Genomic DNA, 26,438 nt, shown 5'->3' on the forward strand with positions numbered 1-26,438 from the left:
AGTTGGAAAAGGTCGGTGTCTTTCATAGGCGAACGAATTACCCGGATGTGGTCAGGGGTTCAAGGCTCCTACCCACTTGAAACAGCGAGGAACCATTTTTTTCTCAAAAAAACAAGAAAAATACTTTACAAGCAGGCACAGGAAAGATAGCTTTTTCTTCCCTTATCCCACACGCATTGTTTCGTTACGTTGTAGCGGTTACGGTGGTAAAGCACAACCATTTGTGCATGTTACCTCCGATCTCAAGGTTGAAAGCACCCGCAACGACTCGGGTTTATCAGGCAGGAGCCACAGAAATGAAGACGTACAGTCCCAAAGCAAGTGAACTGACCCACAAATGGTACCTTGTCGACGCCAAGGACAAGGTCCTGGGCCGACTTGCAACGGAAATAGCAACCCGCCTCCGGGGAAAACACAAGGCCGAGTTCGCCCCGCACATGGATAACGGTGATTTCATCATCGTCATCAACGCGGACAAAATCAAAGTAACCGGTCAGAAGGCTTCCCAGAAGACCTACTACCGTTACACCGGTTATGTAGGCGGCCTTCGGGAAACCACTCTGGAAGAGATGATGGTCAAAAGCCCGGAAACGGTCATCACCAAAGCGGTCAAAGGCATGCTGCCCAAAAGCGCATTGGGCTTTCAGCTGATCAAGAAACTGAAAGTATACACCGGCACGGAACATCCTCACCAGGCACAGCAGCCTGAAGTGCTGGACATCTAATCAGGGATGGAGAAGATTATGAGTCAAGATTTCTTCTACGGTACCGGCAAAAGAAAGACATCCGTTTCCCGGACCAGACTGTATAAAGGCACAGGGAGCATCACTGTCAACGGTCGCGAACTGGGTGACTACTTTCCCCGGGCCACGTTGCAGATGATCATTCGTCAGCCCCTCAAGCTGACCAAGACCCTCGAAAAATTCAACATCGCCTGCCGTGTCACCGGCGGCGGACTTTCCGGACAGGCTCAGGCCGTGCGTCACGGCATCAGCCGTGCACTGCTTGAATTCGATCCGGAAATGCGCGGCGTGCTCAAGCGTGCCGGTTTCCTGACCCGCGATTCCCGCGTCAAGGAAAGAAAGAAGTACGGCCAGCGCGCTGCCCGTGCCCGGTTCCAGTACTCCAAGCGTTAATCGCCCTCTGGTTTTCGAACACACTGGGGCAGAGGTGCACGCGCACCTCTGCCTTCTTTTTTTCAAGGAGCGTCCTGTGAGCAGCAAAAAAATCCAGCCGGTCATGGTTTTCGCGGATGCGGACGGCAATGTTTACGACCACCCCGACCTGCTCATGCTCGTGCGCCGGGGCCGCGAACTGACCCTGCCCCGCCCGGACGAACTCATTCCCCTGCCCGAAGGCAGCGACCTGTATCTTTTGCCCGGCCGCCACGCCCTGGGGCTTGACCCGGAGACGGGCAAGGCCGAGGCCATGGAAGAGCGGGCCGTGGCCGCCTTTGTCTGCCCGTCCTACACGCTCTCCGCCTCGGCGGCCTACCTGGCTGATGCCGACGCCCCCAAACTGCCGTTGTTCGCTTACGGAGCCATCGGCTTCGCCAAGGACAAGTTCTGGGTCGCAGCGACTCAGGTGGACAAGGACAGAAGACAGGTCTTCACCCAGGTCGCGCCGGAACGGATCACCAAGGGCGCCCAGGATCTGCTGAAGCGCTATCCGGAGAACCGGCTGATCTCCCATCTTTCGCGCTGCGCCCTGACCTTTTGCTGCCCGGCCGCCAAAAATCTGGCCCTGGGCCGGTTCGAGGCGCCCCTGCCTACGGCCAAGGCTTGCAATGCCCGCTGCTACGGCTGCATCTCGCATCAGCCCCTAGACTCGGGATTTCCGTCCTCCCAGAACCGCATTGATTTCACCCCCACGGCGAAAGAAATTGTCGAGATCATGCAGCTGCACTCCAAGCGGGCCAAGAATCCGGTCATGTCCTTCGGACAGGGCTGTGAAGGCGAACCCCTGACGGAAGCCGCGCTCCTGACTGAAGCCATCGCCCTCTTCCGTGGCGCGGGCGGCCGGGGCACGGTCAACATCAACACCAACGCGAGCCTGCCGGATACCATGCCCTGCCTGGCCAAGGCCGGCCTTGATTCCATCCGGGTCAGCCTGAACAGCGCGCGCGAGTCCGTCTACAACAGCTACTACCGGCCCCACGGCTACACCTTCGCCGACGTCCGCCGCACCATCGTCACGGCCAAGGAACACGGACTTTTCGTGTCCCTCAACTACCTTTTCTTCCCAGGCGTGAATGACGTGGAGAGCGAACTCGAAGCCCTGACCGATCTCGTTGCATCCGCCCGCCCCGACTACATCCAGATGCGCAACCTGAGCCTCGACCCCGAGCTTTACCTGGGCTGTGTCGGAGACCCGACCGAGCCGTCCATGGGCCTTGGCAATTTCATGAAGCGGCTCAAAAAAGCCTGCCCCTGGATCAATTACGGCTATTTCAACCCCTACATCGAGAACAAGACTCCCCTGCTCTGGACATAGCTGCCGCCTGCGCGGAACCGGCCTTCCAAAACGCCAAAAAGAACCCCGCCTGGAAAACCAGACGGGGTTCAAACATTTCCTGGGAAGAAAATGGCGGCCCTTGTCGCCTTGCCGTCAGCTCATGCGTCGGCGACGGGAAAATCTATGCGGACCTGCTCTTCGCCGTCAATCCGCTCGACAATCTCGCCGATGATCCAGGCATCCTGTTTCAGGGCGCCCAGCCGGTGCACCACATCCTTGGCCACGTCCTTCTTGACGACCATGATATAGCCGATGCCACTGTTGAAAATCTGCAGCATCTCCTCCCACGAGAGGTCCCTCTGGGTCCGCAGCCATTCAAAAACGGGAGGGATGCTCCAGGAGCCGAAGCGGATCTGCGCGGTCACGCCCTTGGGCAGGATGCGCACGATGTTGTCGTAGAAACCGCCGCCGGTGACATGGACCATGCCATGAATTTCCCAGTCCCGCATGACGTTGCGCACGGCTTCGACATAGATGCGGGTCGGCGTGAGCAGCACCTCGGCCACGGTCTGATCCGTGCCGGGAAAAATGTCGGCGGGCTGCAGGCCGGAGCGCTCATAGATCTTGCGTACAAGGGAGTACCCGTTGGAATGCACGCCCGAAGAGGCCAGACCGATAATGATGTCGCCCACGCCGATGCTCGAACCGTCCACGACCTTGTCGTTGTCGACCATGCCGACGCAGAACCCGGACAGGTCGTATTCGCCGTCGGCGTAGAAATCAGGCATCTCGGCGGTTTCGCCGCCAATGAGGGCGCACTGGCCTTCCTTGCAGCCGTCGACGATGCCCTTAATGACCGCTTCGGCCTTGTCGATATCAAGCTTGCCGGTTGCGAAATAGTCAAGGAAAAACAGAGGCTTGGCGCCCTGAACAATTATGTCGTTGACACTCATGGCCACCAGGTCGATGCCGACGGTGTCGTGTCTGTCGAACATGAAGGCCAGTTTGAGCTTTGTGCCCACGCCGTCGGTGGAAGCCACCAGCACCGGTTCGTTGACCATGGACATGGAAGGCTTGAAAAGCCCGCCGAATCCTCCGATATCGTTGACAACGCCCTTGGTGTAGGTCGATGCCACCAGAGACTTGATCCGGGACACGAACGTGTTGCCCGCTTCTATATCGACTCCGGCATCCTTGTAGGCCTTGTCTCGCTGGGACATGTACAACTCCTTGTTTCTTCGCCTTCAACCAGCTACGTTAATGCAAATCATTCTTCATCTGGAGGCCAAGTTGCATAATCTCACGACTGAACCAAGTAAAGCAAAAAACACGTCGTTGGCAAGGTCGATCCTTGTCCCGGCCTGTCTTTTCATTTTCATGGGGCAGTTTGCCCTGGCTGATATCATCATTGATTCCGGCCCACAAAAGGACACCGTGATGCAAACCGGCAAGGCGGGAAACGATGCCGGGAGCATCCTCATCCATTCGGACCCGGACAACGGCTCGCTGATTCTGGTCTCGCCGCCGCCAGCTCCACCGCAGGAGGATTCAGGCCTTGGCCCAGTTATCATTGTTCCGGAAATCAACATCAAGGAGTAGGACATGAAAACACCAGCGCTACTCTGGCGATCGCTGGAAGGCAGCACCGTGCAATGTCAGCTTTGCGCCCACTTCTGCCGTATCGAGGATGGCACACGCGGTCAGTGCGGGGTGCGCGAAAACAGGGGCGGCCAGCTCTTTTCCCTCTCTTATGACAAGGTCGCGGCCCTGAATCTCGATCCGGTGGAGAAAAAACCCCTCTTTCATTTCCTGCCCGGGACCAAAACCCTTTCCCTTGGCACCCAAGGCTGCAACCTGGCCTGCGCGTTCTGTCAAAACGCGAGCCTCTCGCAGCCTCCCCGCCAGGGCAAGGCGCTCGGCGGAGAGGCCATCCCGCCCCGGGAGATCATTCGCATGGCGCAGACATCGGGGGCCGCGTCCGTGGCCTACACCTATTCCGAGCCCACCATCTTTTTCGAACTCATGCGCGAAACCGCGATCCTGGCTCAGGAAGCAGGGCTGGCCAACATCATGGTCAGCAACGGGTTCCAGAGTCCGCAATGCCTCGACGCGCTGGGCGACCTGATCCAGGCCGTCAACATCGACATCAAATCCTACCGCGAGGAATTCTACAGCGACATTTGCGCCGCACGCCTGGGACCCGTACTCAAAAACCTGGTGCACATGAAAAAACTGGGCTGGCACATCGAAACGACCACCCTGGTCATCCCGGACCTGAACGACTCGGACCGGGAACTGGGCGAGATCGCCCGCTTCGTGCACGACGAACTGGGAAAGGATACTGCCTGGCACGTCTCGCGCTTCCACCCCTGCCACCAAATGCTGGACCACGCGCCAACGCCGCTGGACACGCTGAAGCGGGCCTACGACATCGGACGGGCCGCCGGGCTCTCCCATGTCTTTGTCGGTAACGTGCCAGGATCGGATCTGGAGAACACCATCTGCCCCGGGTGCGGACAGATGGTCGTGGAACGGGTCGGCTTCAACATCCTGCGCAACAGGCTGCAGCGGGGCGTATGTCCCGGGTGCGGAGAAGTCGTCATCAGACCGGAGAATCTGGGAAAGGGCGATTAGAAGACAGCTGGAACGGATTCCTTAAAATTCAATGCCGCGACGAGCCTTGCCGCCCTGGGCGTAAACGTGCTTGACCTCGGTGATGTCCGAAACGATGTCGGCCAGCTCCACGATCCAGGACGGAGCGCCGCGCCCGGACAGGACCAGGTGGCGTCCCTGGTCCTTGCAGCGCGTGATCAGTTCCCGCAGCTCCTCTTCCATGAGCAGGCCGTGATTCAGGGCGTACAGGGCCTCATCGAGGACCAGCATGTCCACACCCCGATCAAGGAGCTCTCCTGCCCAGCACAGAAGCTGCGTGGCCTTCTCGCGGTGGGTGTCGAAATCAGTGTCGCGGTAAAAGCCCGCTCCCGAGGCCAGAAAACGCTCGCCAAGCAGCTTTGCCAGCATCTCCTGCTCACCGGCCTGATCGCCCCGCTTCATGAACTGCCCGAAGGCAACGGTGAGCCCCTGCCCCAGGGCGCGGATGGCCTGGCCAACGCAGGCCGAGGTCTTGCCCTTGCCGTTGCCGGTATAGATCAGGAGCATGCGTCCCCCTCGGGCTCTCGCGGGGCATTGAGCCGGGCCAGCGTCGCGCGGACCTGGGCCAGGATCTCCTCCTCGCCCTCGACCTTGCCACCGAGCATGAGCACCCGGCCGTCGCAGATGGTCGTGTCCACGCAGGAGCTGTTCGCGCTGTAGACGAGGTTGGAGACAAGATGATGCCCCGGAACCATGCGCACATGCTCCAGATTGACCAGGATGCAGTCCGCGAGCTTGCCGGAAGCGATGCGGCCCGCGTCCAGGCCATACATGCGCGCCCCGTTCAGGGTGGCCGTGTCGAGGGCTTCCTGGGCGGGCATGGCGGTCGGGTCCATGGACGTGACCTTGGCCAGCAGGGAAGCGATCTTCATTTCCTCGATCATGTCCAGATTGTTGTTCGAAGAGCACCCGTCCGTGCCCAGGGCCACGGTGACTCCGTGAGCCTTCATGGCGACATGGTCGAACTGGCCGGAGCAAAGCTTCATGTTCGAGACGGGACAGTGCACGACCTGCACCCCGTGCCGGGCCAGGAGTTCCATCTCGGTCCCGTTCATCCACACGGCGTGCGCAAGGATGAGGTTCGGGGCCAGCAGGCCCAGTTCGTGCAGATACTCCACCGGCCGTTTGCCATGCTTGGCTAGGCAATCCTCGACCTCTTTTTGCGTCTCCGAAAGGTGCAGATGCACCAGAAGCCCGTGGCGGTTCGCGTATTCCCCCAGCCAGCGTAAGGAATCCGAGGACACGGTGTAGATGGCGTGAGGCCCGAGAATGAACTGGATGCGGTCCGGAAACGCGGCGCTGACGGCGTGCAGATCCATGACCTGACGCTTCATGGTCTCGGCGCGGGCCGGATCGTCGAAATCGAAAAAGGCGGCGGACAGGGCCGCGCGCATGCCCATCTCGGTCACGGCGCGGGCCGTGCCCTTCCAATGCCAGTACATGTCGGCGAAAAAAGTCGTCCCGGACTTGATCATCTCAAGGCAGGCCAGCTTCGCCCCCCAGTAGATGTCATCCTCGCCAAGCCGGGCCTCGAAAGGCCAGATGTGGTCGGCAAGCCAGGTATGCAGCTCCATGTCGTCGGCATAGCCGCGCATGAGCGTCATGGCGGCGTGGGTATGGGCGTTGTGGAAGGACGGCAGGATGGCCTTGCCCAACCCGTCGATGACAACGTCGGCGGACGAATCCACGTCCGTTCCGATGGAGTCGAAGCGATTGCCCTTGATGAGCACATCAACCAACTCTCCATTCAGGCGCACTTTTTTTATCAGGATACTCAAGGGGCCACCTCCGTTGTTTGGAGGTACCTGATAACGGCATCCCCCAGGCGTTGTCCATAGAAAGGCCCTGGCGCCGCCACCAGGAAGATCGACATTTCCCGCGAATGCGCCCTTCTCTTTTGCCGCCGGCTCATTTATACTCATGTGCACGAAATTCATGGAACACGAGGTATTGAAATGAAAAACACAGACGCGGACCCAAAATCGGGCGACACCATACTCTCCACGCTGCGAGGCAAGATAACGGCGACGATCCTGACCCTGCTGGCCTTGAATGCTGCGGGCCTCATCTGGATCGCCCTGACCGCAAGCTCCGCCATTCCGCCGCTGTCGTGGAGCGTGGCCGGGATCATCCTGCTCCTGACCGTGGGGATCGGAGCCGTCGCCCTGAAGGTTCTGCACCGTGAGGCGCAGCGGGGCATCGCCGACATAAACGCCGTGTTCCAGAACATCCAGGGCCAGGAAGCCGACCTGTCCTGCACCATGGCGGATCTGGACAACCCGGACCTGAAGCACATCTCGACCTGCTACAACAGCTTCCTGGAGAGCGTGCGGGAACTGGTGGAAAAAATCCGCAAGATGGGCATCGACATCGCCCTCGACAGCACCCGCATGGCCAAATCCGTGTTCGACACCAGAAACAAGACCGCCGCGCAGGGTTCCATCGCCGAAGAAGTCGCCGTGGCCAGCAACGAGGCCAACGAGGCCATCGCAGAAATTGCACAGAACACGCAGTATGTGGCCGAAAAGACCACCAGCAACCTGAACACCGCCCACAGATCGCACACCGAACTGCAGGACGTCACGGACAAGATCCACAAGATAAACACCATCGTCGAATCCTTCCGCAACACCGTGGACGATCTGGGCGCAAGCTCGGCCAACATCCTGAGCATCGTGACCATCATCAACGGCATCTCCGAACAGACCAATCTCTTGTCCCTGAACGCCACCATCGAGGCGGCCAGGGCCGGTGAACACGGCAAGGGTTTCGCAGTAGTCGCCGAGGAAGTTCGCGAACTATCGCGCAGGATCAAGCCCGCAACGGAAGAGATCTCCAACAATATCGGAGCAATGATCAAAATCGTCGAACGCACCCAGACCGAGACCGCGCAAATCCTGGATTATGCCAGGGACACCGATCAGGTCGTGACTGCGGCCACGGTCAATTTCGAACACATGATCGACGACTTTGAGACGGCCAACGACCAACTGATCAAAATCGCAGCCGCCATCGAGGAATTGTCGACCAACAACAACGACGTCACCGAGAAGGTCAACAACATCAATGCGCTCAGCCAGGAGATCGCCACGGACATGAACTCCTCGGCCACCTCGGTGGATGCCCTGAACTCCGTGACCGAGCGGATGCTCGAACTGGTGGCGCGCTTCAAGACAGGGGAAGGAAAATTCGACACGGTCATCGACACGGCAAAAGAGATCCGCGACGACTATCAGGTCCGGATTCAGGGCATGAAGGACCGGGGGATCAACGTGTTCGACACACAGTACAAGGCCGTGCCGAACACGTCGCCGCAGAAATACGTCACCGCCTTCAGCGACGTTTTCGTCAAGGAAATGCAGAGCGTCGTCGATGACGCGCAGAAAAGAATCCCGGGAACCATCTATTGCCTGGCCATCGATCACAAAGGCTATCTGCCCATCCATCACGGGGCCGTTTCCAAGGCCATGACCGGAGACCCCGTCAAGGATCTGCTCCAAAGCCGGCACCAGCGCATCTACCAGAGCAACCGCACAGAACAGCGCAGATGTTCCCACACCGACCCGCTCCTGCTGCAAACCTACATGCGCGACACAGGCGAAATTCTGAACGACCTGTCCATGCCCATATTTGTCGACGGCAAGCACTGGGGAGCCTTCATCATGGGCTTTGACCCGCGAGCCATGTTCAACGAAGCCTGAAAGACCCGTGCTCCATTTCGAAAAGGCCGGACCGCTCCGGCCTTTTCGTCTCCATGCAACGTAATCATCCGGCCAGACCTCTGCGCATCCGATCCGCGCACAAATCCAGAAAGCAGGCATGCACGCGGCCGTCCCCGGTCAATTCCGGGTGAAAGGCCGTGGCCATGAGATGGCCCTGACGCAAGGCCACCGGGGCATCTCCCCGGCGGGCCAGGACCTTAACGCATGGTCCCGTTTCAAGCACTCTCGGAGCGCGGATGAACACGCCGGGGTAGGGCCGGGAATCCGTCAGCCCGTCAACGCTCAAACCGGACACGAAGCTCTCCTGCTGGCGACCGTAGGCATTGCGCGCGACACCCATGTCCATCAGCCCCAGAAAGGGCGCTTCGCCCTCGACCCTGGCGGCCAGAAGAATGAGTCCCGCGCAGACGCCCCAGACCGGACGGCTTGCCCCGAAATCGCGCAAGGCGACGTCGAGCCCGGACTGTCCTGCCAGACGCCGCATGCTCGTGCTCTCTCCGCCAGGCAGGATGAGCCCGTCCAGACCCTCCAGTTGTGCGCAGGAGCGGACCAATTCGGCCCGCGTCCCAAGAGCCCCGAGCATTTCGACGTGCTCGGCGAAAGCACCCTGCAGGGCAAGGATGCCGATACGCATCACCAGCCCCGACCCGCGAACTGCTGCGCGGCGTCAAGGGACCGAACCGCGATGCCGGACATGGCCTCGCCAAGATTTTCGCTGACCTCGGCCAGAATGGACGGATCTTCGAAATGAGTCACCGCCTGCACGATGGCCCGCGCTCTCTTGGCCGGATCGCCGCTCTTGAAGATTCCCGACCCAACGAAAACACCGTCCATGCCAAGCTGCATCATCAGCGCGGCATCAGCCGGGGTGGCCACTCCGCCGGCCGCGAAATTGACCACCGGCATCCGGCCCAGCTCATGCACCTGACGCAAAAGCTCAAGGGGCGCGCCGATATTCTTGGCATGCGTGGCCAGTTCCTCAGGGAGCATGCCCTGCACCTGCCTGATCTGGCTCTGCACGGTCCGGGCATGGCGCACGGCCTCGACCACGTCCCCCGTGCCCGCCTCGCCCTTGGTGCGGATCATGGCCGCGCCCTCGGCAATGCGGCGCAGGGCCTCGCCCAGATTGCGGCACCCGCAGACAAACGGCACCTTGAAAGCGTTCTTGTCGATATGGAATTCCTCATCCGCCGGGGTCAGGACCTCGCTCTCGTCGATGTAATCCACGCCAACGGCTTCGAGGATGCGGGCCTCCATGAAATGGCCGATGCGGCACTTGGCCATGACCGGGATGGAGACGGCGGCCATGATCTCTCGGATCATGGCCGGGTCGGACATGCGGGCCACGCCGCCGCAGGCGCGGATGTCGGCGGGAACCCGCTCCAGAGCCATGACCGCGCAGGCCCCGGCCTCTTCGGCGATGCGGGCCTGTTCCGCGTTGATCACGTCCATGATCACCCCACCCTTGAACATCCGGGCCAGACCTGTATTGAGCAGCGCCTTGTCGTCATTGCAGTCACTTGATTTCATGCTGTCCTCCTGGTTGAGATTGGACAGTCGTTGAAACAGTCAGGCCGCAAAATGACAATAGTGGTTTATTGCGGAGAAAATATGGAGGATTTCTCCATATCAGGATTCGAGGGAGAGCAGATGGGAGCGCAAGCCGTCCCGGCGGTCCTTGAGCCCGAGCTTGCGGCGGAGATGATGGCGATGGGTGTCGATGGTGGAGGCTCCGACACCGAGACGAGCGGCGATTTCCTTGGTGCCGAGTCCCTCGCGGATCAATTCGGCGACCTGGATTTCGGCCGGGGTCAACCCCTGACAAACGGTGGACAGCCGATGACAAAAGGGCTCGGTCAATTCCTTGAGGCTCCGGCGAAGCTCATCGGCCAGCAAACGGGCCTCTTCTCCGACGCAAAGCCCCTGCAGGCGATCCAGGGTCGGGGAGATGCGGCGGCGGACATTGGCCAGCACGACCTGTTCAAGATCTTCGCGATCCTCTTCGCGCTGACGCAAAAGGACCTTGAGCGCCGTGTTCATCTCAGCCAGGCGCTCGGTCTGGGCCAGAAGCTCTGCGGTGCGCTCCCGAACCCTTTCCTCCAGCACCTCGCTGTGCCGGGCCCGCAACGCCTCCTCTTCCTTGCGCCCGCTGATCTCGGCCAGGGTGCCTACGTAGCCCAGCAGATTCCCGTCCGGGGCGTGAACCGGCCGGGTCTGTTCCTCCACCCAGCCCACTCGGCCATCCGGGCGGGAATACCTGTACTCGGAACGAAAAAGCGGCTCGCCTCGGGTCACGGCTCCAGCCCGCTCGCTCAAAAGCCTCGGCAGATCCTGCGGATGAACGGTCCTGGCCCAGCCGTCCCCCAGGGCGTCCCTCTCGGACAGCCCCATCATCTCGCAAAAGGTCCTGTTCACGAAAACGCACTTGTCCTCGGCATCGTCAAAAAAAATCCCCAGGGGCGAGCCATCGACCAGAACCCGCAAGCGACCCTGCAGGATCGCAAGTTCGGCTTCAAGATCGTGCCGGGATTTTTTTGAATCGGTTGTCATGGAAAAAGCAGATAAAGGCTCATGGCGGTTATGGGAATACCTCTTTTTGCAGGTCCGCGCCCGGGACAGCCCCGCCAAAACAAACCGGCCCTTGATCCTGGCCCGTGCACGGCGTACGTACCTGTGAACGCACCCATACTGGAGTTTGCCATGAAAAAATTGATCCTTGTTTGCGCTCTTTTGCTGGGCATCCTGCCTGCCACCGAGTCCACGGCCGGACCGTGGACCGCCCTTGAACCCGTCCGCCTCCTGGCCTCGGACACCTCGGCGACCCTGCCGGTGGGTGAAAAGCTGGGCAAGATCGACAACCTGCGTTTCAGGATCGACGGCGCCACAGTCATGTTCGAGAGCCTGACCCTCATCCCGGTTGAAGGCGAGCCCATCGAACTTCGCGCCCCCGTGCAACTCAAATCCGGAGAATCCTCGGGGCTGATCAACATTCCGGGAATGGCCACGGTCATCGACAAACTAAGGCTTGTGTACCGCATCACCGACGGCAAGCCCGCCACGATGACCCTGCGGGTCAAGCAGGACTGAACGGCAGGACGCAGGGCAAGCGCCGCGAAATCCGCGCACGAAGCTCGGGCACCCGAAAATCCGGGGGCACGCGCAGGAAGCCGGACGCGGCAACGCACAGGTCCAAGCAAAGAATTGCGGTTTGCGGAATCAATGGATAGGGCCAGCGGAACAAATGCCCGCGACAATGGCGTTGACGGGCTCAATTCTGTTGCGTGGAGGCGCGGTTATGCTCATGGAAGACGAGGAAATCCTCTTTTCGGACATCAAACTTGACCCGGACACGTTTTATTTCCTGTATATCGGCGAAATAAAAACGGACTGCCTGAACCAATTCTTCAAGGAGACTCTCTCCAAGATTCACGGTCAGTCTTTCGACTTCATTTCCATCCTGCCGGATGTGCTCGAATCCTACCCGCACAAGAACACCATGGTCATAAACCCCATGGCCAGGGAGCTTTTTCGGGCCAAGGGCCGCAAGGTCAGCTTCCGCATCCCGCCACGGACCTTTGCCTCCCTGGTCTCCGCATCGGACACGGTCAATGAACTCATCCGCCAGCTTCTGGACAAGCAGGGGCATGTCTTCATCCACGTCTTCGAATCCGTACCCGAGCTGACCCTGGCGCTCATTCCCGGCGTGCGCATCCTCGGGCCCAGCGGCCACATCGCCAACATCTGGAACAACAAACTCTACCAGCTCCAACGCCTCAAAAACGTCGCCCCGCTGATCAACTACCGTGTCTGCCAGGATGCGCAGGACATGATGGAAGCGGCCCGGGAGCTCTGGGAGGAGTGGCCGGACGGCATATTTGTCAGCCAGCCCTATTCGGCGGCCGGAGTGAACAGCTTTGTCGCCCGTTCGCAGGAAGAGATCGAGACCAAGACCGCGCATCTGCGGGGCAAGTTCTTCATCAGCCGCTACATCCCGCATGTGGCCGACCCCACGGTTTTGGGGATCGTGGCCAACGCCCAGGACGTGTTCATCGCGGCCACCGCCGACCAGGAAATATACGACGGCAACAAGTTTCGCGGATCGACCTTCCCTTCCGAGCAACCCGAAGCCACGCAGCAGGAACTGCGCGAGATCACGCGCAGGATCGGCCAGGTCATGGGGCGCGGCGGCTATCGCGGCATCTTCGGGTGCGACTACATCGTCGACGACCAGGGCCGGATCTTCTTCGTGGAGGTCAACGCCCGCAAGCAGGGCACGACCATGGAGATGTGCTGCACCCTTGAGAACGCCCTGCCGCCCGAAACTCCAGGCCTGCTGGAACTGGAATATCACGCCGTGATGTTCGACCGCTTCCCGGACAACAAGATGGAGATCAAGGAAGCGCTGAAGGGAATCTGCTGGCGAACCTACAACTTCAAGCTCGAACACGAGGCCGAAACCGAGCACATCGTCCCCGTGGACGAGGACGAGCGGACCCTCTTTCGACAGATCGTGAGCAACGGCCAGGAGCACGGCGTGATCGTGGTCGAACACGTCGGCGGCAAGCAGGCCGTCATGCCCGGCACGTTTCTGGGCAGGGTCGTGGCCGTAGCCCGGGACCGCTGCCTGCTCGATGAAGACATTCGCCTGGGCATCGAGCAACTGAACGGCTCCATCCGCAAACACTCACAAACACAGGAATCAAGCGAGGATGACAAGTAATGAGCATCAATGCCCTGGACACGTTTACGACGGATCTCTTTGAAAAACTGTTCACCGTGAAGAATGACGCCGCGCCATCGGATGAAGCGCGTCAGACCATTGCCGAACTTTTCAGGCAGGCCGAGGCCGAAACGCTGACCGGCCCCATCGTCGCCCTTTTCGCCGCGCTGGAAAAATTCCACGACGACCGGGGCTGGACTCCAGAGCAGCTGGGCATGACACGAGACGGCCTCGCGGCCCTGGCCGTGAAGCATGAACAGATCGACGAACACAGGGTCACCGTGGGTGGCCGCGTCGGCAAGGCCCTGGCCATCGTCGATGCCGCCCAGGAGCGGGTCGCCGAATATCTGGACCGGCACCCCCGGGAAGCCCCGAGCGGTATCGAGGTCTGGGACCGGATGCTTGAGAACCAGGCGCGCATCAAAAAAGTCCTGGGCATGAGCGAGGACGACTGGAACTCCTATTCCGGCCAGCTTCGGCATGCCATCGAGTCCGTCGAGACCCTGTCCAAGGTGATCGACCTGCCCGCCAAGGCCGTGCAGGACGTGCTGCGGGTCACCAAGACCTACCGCATGCGCCTCACCCCATATTACGCGAGCCTGATCCTGCCGGGCCAGGTCAACGACCCGGTCCTTTTGCAGTCCGTGCCTACCGGAGAGATGATCGACAACGCCGGCGTCGAGATCCCTCCCGTGGCTGCGGACCATTCCCCGGCCCGGCTCATCGACCAGTTTTACCCCAGAGTGGTGACCATCAAGGCCACCAACATGTGCGCCATGTACTGCACCCATTGCCTGCGCATCGCCCACATCGGCGCCAAGGACCGCCTCTACGGCAAGGAAGCCTACGGCGAGGCGCTTCAGTACATCCGCGCCAACCCCGAAATCCGTGATGTGCTCGTGACCGGCGGCGACAGTCTGGTCCTGCCCAACAGCATGCTCAAATGGCTCCTGGGCGAACTCGACGCCATCGATCATGTGCGCATGAAGCGGCTCGGCACGCGCATCCCCGTAACCACCCCCCAGCGCATCGACGACGAACTTCTGGATATCCTGGAGGCCAGCAGCGACAGAAAACCCCTGCGTGTGGTCACGCAGATCAACACCGCCCAGGAGATCACACCGGTCTCGAAGGCCGCCTTCCAGGCCATCTCCAAACGCGTGGCGGCGGTCATGAATCAGGCCGTGCTCCTGAAAGGCATCAACGACTCCAGCGTCAAGATGTGGAAACTGTGCGAGACCATCCAGGAAGCCTATGTCCGCCCCTACTATGTCTTCAACTGCAGCTACCGCAACCCGCAGTTCATGCATTTGCGAGTGCCCGTGGCCGTCGGGCAGGGCATCATCGAGAGCATGTACGGCAACATCTCCGGTGACGCCATCCCACGCTACATCGCCACAGCCGGGGGCAAGATCCCATTGCACCGCACCAACGTGCTCGAACACGCGCAAGGCCACGTGAAGATGCAAAAACCCTGGAGCGGCGAGCAGGTCATGTACCCAGATCCCGATCCGCAAGAATACGCCCGCCGGGACTTCGGTTTCGCCAAGTACGAAAAATGATCCCGGCCATGCACGACAAAATCCAGTCATATCTCGCCCCCCGCCGCAGGGATGCCCTTGATCTGCTGCGGCGGCTGGTCGAGATCCAGAGCGGCAGCCGCAACAAGCCGGGCCTTGACCGCATGGCGGGGGAAATGGCCACGGTCCTTGGCGAGGTCTTGCCCGACGTGCGCACCCTGCCCTTCACGGAGCACGGCAACATGGTCCAGGCCATGACCGCTCCGGCCGCGAAGGGACGCAAGGGGATCGTGCTGGTCGGGCACATGGATACGGTCTTCCCCGCCGACACGGCCTTCACCGCGTTTCGCGAGGAAGGCGACCGCTGCCACGGCCCGGGCGTCTATGACATGAAAGGCGGCCTCGTGGTTGCGGTCTATGCACTGAAAGCCCTGGCGCACCTGGGCCTTCTGGACGAAATCCCGATCACCATGCTGTGCAATTCCGACGAAGAGATAGGCTCTCCCGCTTCCCGCCCCTGGATTGAAAAAGAGGCGCAAGGCGCCCTGGCTGCCCTGGTCTTCGAAGGTGGCGGAGCGGACAGAAATGTGGTCACCGGCCGCAAGGGTCGACTCGGGATGCTTCTGACCGTGCAGGGGCAGGCCGGACATGCGGCCAAGGGCGGTGCAAAGGCCAGCGCCATCCTGGAACTGGCGCACATGGTCATCGCCCTTGAAGGACTGAATGACGGCCGGGACATCACCCTAAACGTCGGCCTGATCGAGGGCGGAATCGGACCCAACACCGTGCCCGAACTGGCCACGGCGGCCCTCGATGCCCGGTTCCTGAACCCGCAGAGCAGGCAGCGGCTTGAAAAGGACTTGGACCGGATTGTCTCAAGGACCACCATTCCCGGAACCGTGGCCACCCTGATCAAGCAGTCCGGACGACCGGCCATGCCCCAGTCGGAAGGGAACCGGCGGCTTTACGCCATGGCTCGCGAGCAGGCGCAAATTCTGGGTTACGACTTGCCCGAGGAACTGCGCTCGGGCGTGTCCGACGCCAACTTCATCGCCGGCCTGGACGTGCCGGTGCTCGACGGGCTGGGACCCGTTGGCGACCTGGACCACAGCGATCTGGAGTATATTCTCAAAGACACGTTGTCCGAAAGAGCGGCGCTGACGGCGGCAACCATCGCAGCAATCTGGAATCATGCAACAAGCGCATGATTTTTCCAACCTCTCGCAATTTGACAGGATGAATGATCTTCAGCATAGAAGATCAACAACGTAGTGGATTTTTTATCCTTGATTCACAACAATTCATCGATGGAGGTGCTTATGGTTGGAAGAAAATGGCTGGTCGCCCTTGTGGTCGTACTCGGAATGGCGGTAACGGCGCCCCAGGCAATGGCCAAGCAGGACATTCTCTTCGGCGGAGCGTCGATCACCGGCGTCTACTACCAGGTCGCATTGCAGCTCAGCAACATGATGAACAAGCATGCAGCCGACAAGTACAACTACATTGGTCGCCCCACCGGCGGCTCGGTTTTCAACATCAATGCCATTGACCGTGGCGCGTTTGACTTCGCCGTGGCCCAGTCCGACCGCAACTGGCAGGGCTTCAACGGCGCCGCTGACTGGGAAGGAAAGCCCGTCAAGGGTCTGCGTAGCGTGTTCAGCATGCATCCCGAGACCGTTCTGCTGGTCACCCGCAAGGACACCGGCATCAAGACCGTCATGGACATGAAGGGCAAGCGGATCAACATCGGCAACCCCGGCTCCGGCCAGCGCGGCAATGCCGAAGACGTCCTGCGCATCTACGGCCTGGACTTCAACAAGGATTTCAGCGCCGAGGCACTGCAGCAGGCTGAAGCCTCCCGCGCCCTGGTCGACCAGAAGGTCGACGCCTTCTTCTTCACCGTCGGCAACCCCAGCGCCGCTGTCGAAGAGCCTGCCCAGTCCGTCGAACTTGACATCGTCCCCATCAATTCGGACGGCATCAAGGACTTCGTAGCCAAGCATCCCTATTACATCATGACCAAGATCCCGGCCGGCACCTACAAGGGTGTGGACAAGGACGTCGAGACCTACGCCGTGACCGCGACCGTCATCTCCAATGACTCCGTGTCCGAAGAAGTGGTCTACGACATGGTCAAGACCGTTTTCGAGAACCTGGACGAACTCAAAGCCTCCCACGCCGCTTTCCGCAACCTGAATCCCAAGGAAATGCTGCAGGGCCTCTCCGCCCCGCTGCATCCCGGTGCGATCAAGTACTACAAGGAAAAAGGTTGGATGTAGCCTCATCCTGACAAGGGGGCCACGCGGCCCCTTTGTCTGTTTGAAAGGCCCGCATTTTTCTTCCGCCTCACTTCTCTGACGCAAGGACACTGTCATGGCAGAACACGAAACACCCAAACAAGACAACGTCGCCCCCGGCCAGGAGTCTTCCGCCAGCATGAAGAAAGCTGCCGAAGACCTCGTGGCCATGGTCGAAGCAGGGGCGCGGGAACCCTCTAATTTCTTCGCGTCTGGAGCGATCACGCTACTGTGCCTGTGCTGGTCCGCCTTCCAGCTCTTCCTGGCCTACCAGCCCCTGAATTCACACATCGCCCGGGCCTGGCATCTGGCGTTTGCAGTGTGTCTGGCCTTTCTGGCCTATCCTGCCTACAAGCAGCACACTCCGCCCATGTGGGTCAACTGGACCCGGAAGGTCCTCCCGAATTTCGCCAGGCGCTCCATACGCACCTTCATTCCCTACTACGACATGATCCTTGCGGCGCTGGCCACGTCAGGCGCGCTCTACATCTGGTGGGACTACGACCAACTCATCAACCGGCAGGGCCTGCCCAACACCTTGGACATCTGGATGGGCATCATCCTGATCGTGCTGTTGCTTGAAGCCGCCCGACGCTCCCTTGGTCCGGCGCTGACCATACTGGGCTCGGTCTTTCTGGCCTACACGGTCTTTGGGCCCTATTTGCCCGAGGTGCTGCGTCATCGCGGCGTGCCGCTCGATTTCATCATCAGCGACATGTACCTGACCACCACCGGCATTTTCGGAGTACCGCTTGGCGTATCCACGGATTTCGTCTTCCTCTTCGTCCTTTTTGGCGCACTGCTCGACCGCGCGGGCGGCGGAAAATATTTCATCGACGTAGCCTTCTCGGCGCTCGGCACCTTTCGCGGCGGCCCGGCCAAGGCCGCGGTCCTGGCTTCGGGCCTGACCGGGCTGGTCTCGGGCTCTTCCATTGCCAACACCGTGACCACCGGCACCTTCACCATCCCGCTGATGAAGAAGGTGGGCTTTCCGGCATACAAGGCCGCGGCCGTGGAGGTCGCGGCGTCCACCAACGGCCAGCTCATGCCTCCGGTCATGGGCGCGGCGGCCTTCATCATGGCGGAGATAATAGGCATTCCATATCTGGATGTCGTCCGGGCCGCTTTCCTGCCCGCGATCATCTCCTACCTCGCCCTGTTCTGGGTCGTACATGTCGAGTCCATGAAACTGGGCATCAAGGCCATTCCCCGTTCCCAACTCCCGCCGTTCTTCAAGACCCTGCTGCGCGGCTGTCACTTCATCGTTCCGCTGGCTGTGCTGATCTTTTTCCTGGTCGTCGTGCGCCGCTCGCCCGTGACCTCGGCGCTCCTGGCCATCGAGAGCCTGGCCGTGATCATGCTGGTGCAGCGTCCGATCATCGCCTACCTGACCATGTGCGCTCATCGCCGCGCCGGAACCCTCGACCCGAATGTGGACACCAGGCACTTCATGGCCGTGGCTTTCCGCCAGGGCCTTGTCGACATCTGGAACGGCCTGATCATGGGCGCGCGCAACATGATCTCCGTGGGCGTGGCCACCGCCACGGCCGGAATCATCGTCGGAGTGGTGACCATCACCGGCCTTGTCGGCCGTTTCATCACCCTCATCGACACCATCTCCATGGGCAACGTGGTCCTGATGCTCATCTTCACGGCCATTACCAGCCTGATCCTGGGCATGGGCATGCCGACCACGGCCAATTACATCATCATGGCCACCCTGACCGCACCGGTCATCGTGCAGCTCGGCGCCGACGCCGGGCTTGTATTCCCCATCATCGCGGCCCATCTGTTCGTCTTCTATTTCGGCATTCTCGCCGACGACACTCCGCCGGTGGGACTTGCAGCCTATGCGGGGGCGGCCATTGCGCGCTCCGACCCAATTAAAACCGGTGTGCAGGGTTTCGCCTACGACCTGCGCACCGCGATTCTGCCGTTCATTTTTCTCTTCAACACGGACCTCTTGATGATTTCCGGCGTGACCGCCACCGGAGACATCATCTGGCTCGACGACTACCTGCACATCGCGTGGATCTTCTTTTCCGGAATGATCGCCATGTTCGCTTTCGCCTCGGCGATCCAGGGCTGGCTGGTCAAAAGCTGCAACTGGGGGGAACGCCTTCTGCTGCTGACGATATGCGCCACGACATTCCGCCCAGGGGTATTTGCACCCTACCTACCTTTCGACAGGCTAGGCATGCAAATTTTGGGAGTCAGCGTTTTCTTTCTCCTTGCAGCATGGCAAATGACGCTTAAAAAGACCAAGAAAAAGAGAAAAGTCACCACATAAAAAAGGCGAGGCACTGCATGTACAAACGCATTCTTGTCCCCATTGATTTGCAGGAACCCGACGATCGCGCCCGCTGTATGGGCCTGGAAAGATCGATTGAACTTTGCCGGCTATACAAGGCTCAATTGTACATACTGACAGTAGTTCCAGACATGGGAATGCCCATTGTAGCCAACTACTTTCCACCGGACGCAGGCGACAAGATTGTCGGCGAGGCCGAGGAAATGCTGCATGAGATGGTCGGCGTCTACATTCCTGACGACATCGATGCTAACTATCTTGTCGCACAAGGATCCATCTATAGAAGAATCCTGCGCATGGCAGAGAAGATTAACGCGGACCTCATCGTGATGCCTGCGCATCGTCTCAAACTACAGGACTATCTTCTTGGCACAAATACGGCAAAGGTCGTCCGGCATGCGCAGTGCTCGGTGCTGGTGGTGCGTTACGACTCCGAAGAATCCTGCGCGATCTTCGATCAGTCGGCCGACCAGGAAGACGAGGACTAAACGCGTTCGGCCTGCTTTTCACCCGCGCCCCGAATGATCACGCAGTCCGTGACGGCTGGCGGGCGGCCTCCCTTTTTCGGGAAGCTGCCCGCCAGTCGTCCGGACTTTTTTCTTTTTCCGGCCCCGGATCGTGACGACCAGGTATCGGGCAGGCATCGGACAGACCGCAGCCTCGCAAATACGGACCTGTTTGCGTGCGAACGGGCCGAACCCTGCTCAACGCCCTTTACATCCTGCCCCGCTCCCTTCAGAATGATGTTTTTTGAAGGAATCCCATGAACCACTCAGTCATAGTCATCGGCGGAGGGCCCGCCGGTCTTCTGGCCTCTGCCACCGCCGCCGCCAAAGGCGCCACGGTCACCTTGCTCGAACGCATGGATCGCCCGGGTCGTAAGCTTCGGATCTGCGGCAAGGGACGCGGCAATATCGGCAACACCGCGCCTTTAAATGAGTTCCTGACTCATTTCGGCAAGAATTTTCGCTTCCTGCGCCCGGCCCTGTCCCATTTCTTCACCACCGACACCGTCGAACTTCTGAACGACCTTGGCGTCCCGACCAAGGAAGAGCGCGGCGGACGCCTTTTCCCGACCAGCGACAGCGCGCAGGATCTGGTGGACGCCTTTGTGCGCAACGCCAGGACAAAGGGCGTCACCATCCGCACCGGCTGCCGGGTTCGAAGCATCACGCGCAAGGACGGACGGTTCGAGGTCTCCTTTGGCACTCAAACTCTCACGGCGGACAGGATCATCCTGACCACCGGGGGCGCCTCATACCCCGCGACCGGCTCCACCGGCGACGGCTACGAGCTGGCCAAAAGCCTGGGACACGCCATCGTGCCCATCGCTCCGGCCCTTGTCCCGCTGATCACAGCCGGGGATACCGCCGCAAAGTTGCAGGGGTTGTCGCTCAAGAACGTGCGCGTTGAATTGCGCGTTGACGGCAAGAAGGCCGGAGAAGACATGGGCGAGATGCTCTTCACCCACTTCGGGCTATCCGGCCCCCTCATCCTGACCTTGAGCAAGGCTGCCGTGCGCGCGGTGGACCAGGGCAAAAAGACCGAGATCCTCATCGATCTGAAACCCGCCCTGGACACGGCCAAGCTGGACGCCCGCCTTCTGCGCGACCTGGCGGAGCATGGCAAAATGCACCTGGAAAACCTGTTGCGCGGCCTCATGCCACCCAAGCTCATCCCGGTCTGCCTCGAACAGACACGCCTGGCCGGAGACAAGGCCGCCCACCAGATATCCTCCGAGGAACGCAAGCGCCTGCGCCTGTGGCTCAAGGAACTGCGCTTCACCGTCAGCGGCTACCGCCCCATGCGCGAGGCCATCATCACCTCCGGCGGCGTGGATCTGTCCGAGGTCAACCCCAAGACCATGCAATCGAAAGTCTGCCCGGGGCTTTTTCTGGCCGGGGAAGTGCTGGACATGGACGCCGACACGGGCGGCTTCAACCTGCAGGCGGCCATGTCCACGGGTTACCTGGCGGGGCTGAGCGCCTCCGACGCTCCATGACCGCGCAAGCACGTGAGGATTGCATGACCGCTTGGTTGACATTCCGATGATCCACGACCCCGCCCTTGCACGCACACGGGGGTTGCGCTAGACGTTTGATGGGACTTTGCTTTCCAAGGAGTTTTTCATGACCGACTTCAAGATTCCGGCTCCAGGCGAACCGGCTCCGGCTTTTTGCCTCGACGGTGCGTCACGATCCGGGGTCAGTCTGGAGGACTACCAAGGGCGCTGGGTGGTCCTCTATTTCTACCCCAAGGACAACACCCCCGGCTGCACCGTGGAAGCGCAGGAGTTTTCCGCCCTGAAGGACCAGTTCACGGAACTGAATGCCGTGATTCTCGGATTGAGCCCTGACTCCATCAAATCCCATCAGAACTTCACGGGCAAGCATGCCCTGCAAGTGGAACTCTTGAGCGATCCCGAACATGAAATTCTCAAACAATTCGGGGCTTGGCGGCTCAAGAAGAACTACGGCAGGGAATACATGGGCGTGGCGCGTTCGACATTTCTCATCGATCCCTCCGGAGTGATCCGCCGCACCTGGCCCACTGTGAAAGCTTCCGGGCACGCGGCCGAAGTGCTGGCCGCCTTGAAAGCGCTGGTCTGAACCAAAAGCCATGCCGCGCGGACAAAACACCCTACTGACGGAGCTCAAAAGCCTCGTCTCCGCCATCGAGACCAGCGCGCGTGCAGGCAAATCGGTCGCGCTCAAAGCCCATCTCAAGGAACTTGTCGCATGGGCCAGGCAACTCATCCTGCGCGTGCCCCTGGCCTCGTCCGCGCAGGCGCAGGAAGTCGAAGGCCTGAAGCGCAGGCTACGCGCCTCGAAAACCAGCTTCGATTCCATGATCTCGGCCTACAAGGCCATCCTGGACGCTTTTGAAACCTTTCGTGGAACCGTCGACCTCGTCCAGCAAACCAAACGCCTGGAAGAACTCCCCGCGACGCTGGACAGCATCCGTGAGTTGCGGAAACTGCATACCTTGCACGTCGTCCTGGATCATGATCTTTTCGAACGACGCATTCCAAAAGGAGTGGGCCGAGCTTCGGCAGCCACCATTCGCGAACGCCTGAAACAATTCTCACCCAGCCCGCACGCTCCGAGGCTCTTTCTCGGCGAGGTCGGGCAAATCGAAAAGCCCGGCTTTTTCCTCGGTCTGGAACAGGACCCTCCCACCGGGTCATGCTTCATCTTCGCCCTTGGCCACAAATACGTGCACTCCAAGATCATCGGGGTGGTGGCGGCATACGATCCCGAACCAACGCGCTACGCTCCAGAAAAGGCCACCGATTTTCTGAGCCATTTCTGCGATATCCTGGCGTGCACCCTGATCACCGCCCTGGAGCACGCCCAGCTCGAGGAATTGACCGTGCGTGACGCCCTGACCGGAGTGAACAACCGCACTTACCTGGAGCGCCATGCCGGACGCATCCTCGATTTCGCGGCGCGCAAAAAACTCCCCGTGCACCTGCTTTTCATCGATCTGAACGGGTTCAAGGCGGTCAACGACACCCTTGGACATGAGGCGGGGGATGTCATACTGGTGGAGGTGGCCAGATCCATCAAGGCCATGATCCGCAAGTACGACATCTTCGTGCGCCTCGGCGGAGACGAATTCGTCATCCTGCTCCCGGGCACGGACGAGGACATGACCCGAACGTTCGTGGCACGCCTGCGCCGGACCCTGACCGACATCGACGTCAGCCGGGTCTGCTCCCTGGACACGAATCTGCGAATTTCCGCCTCTGTCGGCGCGGCACTCCACCAGCCTCCCCAGAGCCTGGAAAGCCTCATCAAGGCCGCCGACCTGCACATGTACGAGGACAAAACGCTTTCAAAAGACGGTCCGGTCGACAGGCATCACGCCTCCATAGCAAATAACAGCCACTCTCCCGGCAAGGACCGCGCAATACCATGATTGAATTCGACATCCCAGGTTTCGGACAACGCACCCTGCACCACCTGGTCCTGGACTACAACGGAACCCTGGCCCTTGACGGACGCGTCCAGCCCGGCGTCTTTTCGCGCCTGAGCCAGCTCAAGAATCAGCTGCAAATCCACATTCTCACCGCAGACACATACGGCACCGTACGCTCGACCTTCGGGCAGACGGACTACACGGTGCACGTCCTTCCCGCCGGCAACGAATGTGCGGCCAAGGCCGAATACGTGCGCGAACTTGAGGCCCTGTCCTGCGTTTGTCTCGGCAATGGCAACAACGACGCCGTCATGCTCGCGGAGGCCGGGCTATCCATGGCCGTGCTGCAGCCCGAAGGGGTCGCCAGGGCCGCCCTCACCGCGGCTCACATCCTGGTCCCCGGCATCGATGCCGGCCTTGACCTTCTGCTGCACCCCACACGCCTCAAAGCCACCCTGCGCGCCTGACGTACGCGTCCACAATACGTACTCAAAAGATTTCTCAATCACATACTATTAATAATCTTTCTTGATTTACCTACTCCAAATAAGTAGAAAATGTACTACGTAAATCGTAATACAAAATCTCGAGAGAGGAAGGCGCATGATCAACACCCAGTCCATCAAATTCACCACCAAGCTGTTTACCGGAATCCTGTCCATCCTGATTTTGTCAATGATATCGGTAATCGCGGTCACCAACGTTCTCGTCAGGGACGGACTGGAAAGCCTCGGCAGGGATGCGCTGGAGAACGTCAACAACTCCGTCTTCATCTCGCTTGAAACCCAGAATTCACTTTTGCTCGAAAAACTCGCCGGCGACATGACCATCCTGGAGGGAGAGCTGGACCGCTACGGCTCCTTTGACCTGGACCCAAGCTACATGCTGGACCGTTCCATCACCAACCAAGTATCAAAAGAGGTCAAGCAGGTCAGCATCCCGAGGCTTATGCTCGGCGGAACCGTCATGAACGGCAACACGGGCATCGTGGACAAGATCCAGTTCATGACCAGCGGTGTGGCCACCATCTTTCAGGTGCTCGACGACAAACTGCTGCGGGTATCCACCAACGTGCGCATCAACGAAACGGACCGTGCGGTGGACACCTACATCCCCGCCGACAGCCTCGTATACAAGACCGTCATGAGTGGCGAGACCTACAACGGCCGCGCTTTTGTGGTCAACGACTGGTACGTGACCTCATACAAGCCCGTGTACAACGCCGACGACAAGATCGTGGCGGTCCTCTTCGTGGGACGCAAGATACTGACCCCGCAGCTGCGCGAAATGCTGACCACCATCAAGGCGGGCGGTGTCGGCTACTTTTTCGTGTACAATTCCAAAGGCGAGGTGCTGGTCCATCCCACCCTCGAAGGACAAAACATTTTTGAGGTGCCCGGCATCGGGGATTTCTTTCGCGAACACAAGAACGGCTTCCTCGACTATGAGTGGAACGGAGAGCACAAAATCACCTTCACTCACCACTTCGAACCCTGGGACTGGCATGTCGCCGTCGGCCTGACCGATGACCAGATGGTTCGCGGGCTGGACACGGAAATCATCACCGATTGCATCTACGTCGGCCTGGCCGTCATGCTCCTCGGCGTATTCGTCGCCGTGCTGCTTATCCGCGGCATCGCCAAGCCCCTGAACCAACTCGCGGCCAAGAGCCTGCAGGTGGCCGATGGCGACTACACCATCGCTTTCGCACACCCGGCCAAGGACGCCATCGGGCATCTGTCCGACGCCTTGAACACCATGGTCGGCCGCACCAAGGAAATGCTCGGCGAAATCAACACCGCCACCCAATCCCTGGCCACCGCGTCCACGCAACTGTCGAGCATATCTTCCCAGATGACCGAAGGCTCGGCCCAGACCGCTAGCATGGCCAACACGGTCAGCAACTCGGCCGAGGAAGTCAGCGGCAACATGAACTCCGTCTCGGCGGCCATGGAACAGGCCTCCATGAACATGACCACCGTGGCCACGGCGGCTGAAGAAATGTCCGCTACCATCCACGAGATCGCCCAGAACTCCGAACGGGCCAAGAACACGACCGCAAGCGCAGTGTCCAAGGCCCAGGCCGCATCGGGCCGGGTCGATGAACTGGGCTCGGCCGCCAAGGAAATCAGCGCCGTGACCGCGACCATCACCGCCATCTCCTCTCAGACCAACCTGCTGGCCTTGAACGCCACCATCGAAGCTGCACGGGCAGGCGAGGCCGGACGAGGTTTTGCCGTGGTGGCCAACGAGATCAAGGAACTCGCGCAACAGACCGCCAAGGCCACCGAGGACATCCGCGAGAGGATCACGGGCATTCAGTCCGTGACCACCCAGACGGTGGGCGACATCTCCGACATCACCGGGGTCATCGCCGAGATGAACGAAATCGTGGGCACCATAGCCGCTGCGGTCGAGGAGCAATCCGTGACCACCCGCGACATTGCCGAAAACGTCGGGCAGGCGTCCATGGGCATCACCGAAATCAACTCCAACGTGTCCACCAGCTCGTCCATGACCCACTCCATCAGCTCCGACATCGAAAAGGTGCGCTCGGCCTCTAACGAGATGACCGCGAGCAGCCAAACCGTGCAGCAGAGCGCGATGGAGCTCTCCGAACTTGCCGAACGCCTGCGGGATCAGGTTTCACGATTCAAGATCTAGGCCCGGCCAATGGGTGGAAAAAAAGGCCGCATGCGGCCTTTTTTTCCGTCTGCAAACAGTTTTATCCAGCCAGGACTCAAACATAGCGGCCCGGAAAAACAAACGATTTCAAAAATTGTCACGTTATTTCGGGTTGAAATCAAAAAAGTGTTTGACAAAGCCCAAGCCTCTACCTAG

Annotated in this window: 24 protein-coding genes; 18 read left to right on the top strand and 6 right to left on the bottom strand. The window is 60.1% G+C overall.

Annotation, left to right across the window (positions count from 1 at the left end):
• Positions 1-296 precede the first annotated feature (296 nt).
• From rplM to BMZ40_RS17730, 3 genes are all read left to right on the top strand, one after another.
• Positions 297-725 carry a 50S ribosomal protein L13 gene (gene rplM, locus BMZ40_RS17720; RefSeq protein ID WP_092189319.1) on the top strand — a complete coding sequence of 143 codons (429 nt, stop codon included), beginning with the start codon at positions 297-299 and terminating at the stop codon, positions 723-725.
• Between the two features lie 18 nt (positions 726-743).
• Positions 744-1,136, top strand: a complete 393-nt coding sequence (gene rpsI, locus BMZ40_RS17725; RefSeq protein WP_092379100.1) for a 30S ribosomal protein S9 — start codon at positions 744-746, stop codon at positions 1,134-1,136.
• Between the two features lie 76 nt (positions 1,137-1,212).
• Positions 1,213-2,493, top strand: a complete 1,281-nt coding sequence (locus BMZ40_RS17730) for a radical SAM protein (protein ID WP_092379223.1) — start codon at positions 1,213-1,215, stop codon at positions 2,491-2,493.
• Between the two features lie 119 nt (positions 2,494-2,612).
• Here the strand turns inward: BMZ40_RS17730 and purM are convergent, their stop codons facing one another.
• Positions 2,613-3,674 (bottom strand): phosphoribosylformylglycinamidine cyclo-ligase, encoded by a 1,062-nt coding sequence (gene purM / locus BMZ40_RS17735; RefSeq protein WP_092379102.1) that lies wholly within the window; start codon positions 3,672-3,674, stop codon positions 2,613-2,615.
• A gap of 40 nt (positions 3,675-3,714) precedes the next feature.
• Here purM and BMZ40_RS17740 point away from each other — a divergent pair, with 40 nt between their 5' ends.
• Positions 3,715-4,053: a hypothetical protein gene (locus BMZ40_RS17740; RefSeq protein WP_092379105.1), complete on the top strand. Its 339-nt coding sequence runs from the start codon at positions 3,715-3,717 to the stop codon at positions 4,051-4,053.
• Positions 4,054-4,056: 3 nt separating this feature from the next.
• Positions 4,057-5,088: an AmmeMemoRadiSam system radical SAM enzyme gene (amrS, locus tag BMZ40_RS17745; protein WP_092379108.1), complete on the top strand. Its 1,032-nt coding sequence runs from the start codon at positions 4,057-4,059 to the stop codon at positions 5,086-5,088.
• A 21-nt stretch (positions 5,089-5,109) separates the two neighbouring features.
• Here amrS and BMZ40_RS17750 read toward each other — a convergent pair whose 3' ends face one another.
• Both BMZ40_RS17750 and BMZ40_RS17755 read right to left on the bottom strand, forming a co-directional pair.
• Positions 5,110-5,613, bottom strand: a complete 504-nt coding sequence (locus tag BMZ40_RS17750) for a cob(I)yrinic acid a,c-diamide adenosyltransferase (RefSeq protein ID WP_092379111.1) — start codon at positions 5,611-5,613, stop codon at positions 5,110-5,112.
• Positions 5,604-6,884: an amidohydrolase gene (locus BMZ40_RS17755; RefSeq protein WP_092379115.1), complete on the bottom strand. Its 1,281-nt coding sequence runs from the start codon at positions 6,882-6,884 to the stop codon at positions 5,604-5,606. The genes BMZ40_RS17750 and BMZ40_RS17755 overlap by 10 nt, the downstream gene beginning before the upstream one ends.
• 177 nt (positions 6,885-7,061) lie before the next feature.
• Here BMZ40_RS17755 and BMZ40_RS17760 point away from each other — a divergent pair, with 177 nt between their 5' ends.
• Positions 7,062-8,807: a methyl-accepting chemotaxis protein gene (locus tag BMZ40_RS17760; protein WP_092379117.1), complete on the top strand. Its 1,746-nt coding sequence runs from the start codon at positions 7,062-7,064 to the stop codon at positions 8,805-8,807.
• Positions 8,808-8,871: 64 nt separating this feature from the next.
• On the opposite strand, the gene pdxT is transcribed toward BMZ40_RS17760, so the two are convergent.
• From pdxT to BMZ40_RS17775, 3 genes are all read right to left on the bottom strand, one after another.
• Positions 8,872-9,462: a pyridoxal 5'-phosphate synthase glutaminase subunit PdxT gene (gene pdxT, locus BMZ40_RS17765; protein ID WP_092379120.1), complete on the bottom strand. Its 591-nt coding sequence runs from the start codon at positions 9,460-9,462 to the stop codon at positions 8,872-8,874.
• Positions 9,462-10,358: a pyridoxal 5'-phosphate synthase lyase subunit PdxS gene (pdxS, locus tag BMZ40_RS17770; RefSeq protein ID WP_092379123.1), complete on the bottom strand. Its 897-nt coding sequence runs from the start codon at positions 10,356-10,358 to the stop codon at positions 9,462-9,464. Before pdxS ends, pdxT begins: the two co-directional genes overlap by 1 nt.
• Positions 10,359-10,457: 99 nt before the next feature.
• On the bottom strand, positions 10,458-11,378 hold the full coding sequence (locus tag BMZ40_RS17775; RefSeq protein WP_092379126.1) for a PAS domain-containing protein: 921 nt from the start codon (positions 11,376-11,378) through the stop codon (positions 10,458-10,460).
• 150 nt (positions 11,379-11,528) lie between these two features.
• On the opposite strand from BMZ40_RS17775, the gene BMZ40_RS17780 reads away from it, so the two are divergent.
• From BMZ40_RS17780 to BMZ40_RS17835, 12 genes are all read left to right on the top strand, one after another.
• Positions 11,529-11,915, top strand: a complete 387-nt coding sequence (locus tag BMZ40_RS17780) for a hypothetical protein (RefSeq protein ID WP_092379129.1) — start codon at positions 11,529-11,531, stop codon at positions 11,913-11,915.
• Between the two features lie 208 nt (positions 11,916-12,123).
• Positions 12,124-13,548, top strand: coding sequence for an ATP-grasp domain-containing protein (locus tag BMZ40_RS17785; protein ID WP_092379132.1), 1,425 nt, complete (start codon positions 12,124-12,126; stop codon positions 13,546-13,548).
• Positions 13,548-15,110 carry a KamA family radical SAM protein gene (locus tag BMZ40_RS17790; protein ID WP_092379135.1) on the top strand — a complete coding sequence of 521 codons (1,563 nt, stop codon included), beginning with the start codon at positions 13,548-13,550 and terminating at the stop codon, positions 15,108-15,110. Before BMZ40_RS17785 ends, BMZ40_RS17790 begins: the two co-directional genes overlap by 1 nt.
• Before the next feature lie 8 nt (positions 15,111-15,118).
• Positions 15,119-16,276, top strand: coding sequence for a M20 family metallopeptidase (locus BMZ40_RS17795; protein WP_177193262.1), 1,158 nt, complete (start codon positions 15,119-15,121; stop codon positions 16,274-16,276).
• A gap of 111 nt (positions 16,277-16,387) precedes the next feature.
• Complete coding sequence (locus BMZ40_RS17800) at positions 16,388-17,347, top strand: TAXI family TRAP transporter solute-binding subunit (protein ID WP_092379141.1); 960 nt, start codon at positions 16,388-16,390, stop codon at positions 17,345-17,347.
• A 94-nt stretch (positions 17,348-17,441) separates the two neighbouring features.
• Positions 17,442-19,655 carry a TRAP transporter permease gene (locus tag BMZ40_RS17805; protein WP_092379144.1) on the top strand — a complete coding sequence of 738 codons (2,214 nt, stop codon included), beginning with the start codon at positions 17,442-17,444 and terminating at the stop codon, positions 19,653-19,655.
• Positions 19,656-19,672: 17 nt separating this feature from the next.
• The gene (locus tag BMZ40_RS17810) at positions 19,673-20,164 is read left to right on the top strand and encodes a universal stress protein (RefSeq protein ID WP_092379147.1); all 492 of its coding nucleotides are present in this window, start codon (positions 19,673-19,675) and stop codon (positions 20,162-20,164) included.
• Between the two features lie 275 nt (positions 20,165-20,439).
• The gene (locus tag BMZ40_RS17815) at positions 20,440-21,678 is read left to right on the top strand and encodes a BaiN/RdsA family NAD(P)/FAD-dependent oxidoreductase (RefSeq protein WP_092379152.1); all 1,239 of its coding nucleotides are present in this window, start codon (positions 20,440-20,442) and stop codon (positions 21,676-21,678) included.
• Positions 21,679-21,805: 127 nt separating this feature from the next.
• Positions 21,806-22,285, top strand: a complete 480-nt coding sequence (locus tag BMZ40_RS17820) for a peroxiredoxin (protein WP_092379155.1) — start codon at positions 21,806-21,808, stop codon at positions 22,283-22,285.
• Positions 22,286-22,295: 10 nt separating this feature from the next.
• Positions 22,296-23,597 carry a sensor domain-containing diguanylate cyclase gene (locus tag BMZ40_RS17825; protein ID WP_092379158.1) on the top strand — a complete coding sequence of 434 codons (1,302 nt, stop codon included), beginning with the start codon at positions 22,296-22,298 and terminating at the stop codon, positions 23,595-23,597.
• The gene (locus tag BMZ40_RS17830; RefSeq protein ID WP_092379161.1) at positions 23,594-24,064 is read left to right on the top strand and encodes an HAD family hydrolase; all 471 of its coding nucleotides are present in this window, start codon (positions 23,594-23,596) and stop codon (positions 24,062-24,064) included. The genes BMZ40_RS17825 and BMZ40_RS17830 overlap by 4 nt, the downstream gene beginning before the upstream one ends.
• A 136-nt stretch (positions 24,065-24,200) precedes the next feature.
• Positions 24,201-26,261: a methyl-accepting chemotaxis protein gene (locus BMZ40_RS17835; protein ID WP_092379164.1), complete on the top strand. Its 2,061-nt coding sequence runs from the start codon at positions 24,201-24,203 to the stop codon at positions 26,259-26,261.
• Positions 26,262-26,438: the final 177 nt, after the last annotated feature.

It is taken from the genome of Desulfomicrobium apsheronum, assembly GCF_900114115.1.
Taxonomy (GTDB): Bacteria; Desulfobacterota; Desulfovibrionia; order Desulfovibrionales; family Desulfomicrobiaceae; genus Desulfomicrobium; species Desulfomicrobium apsheronum.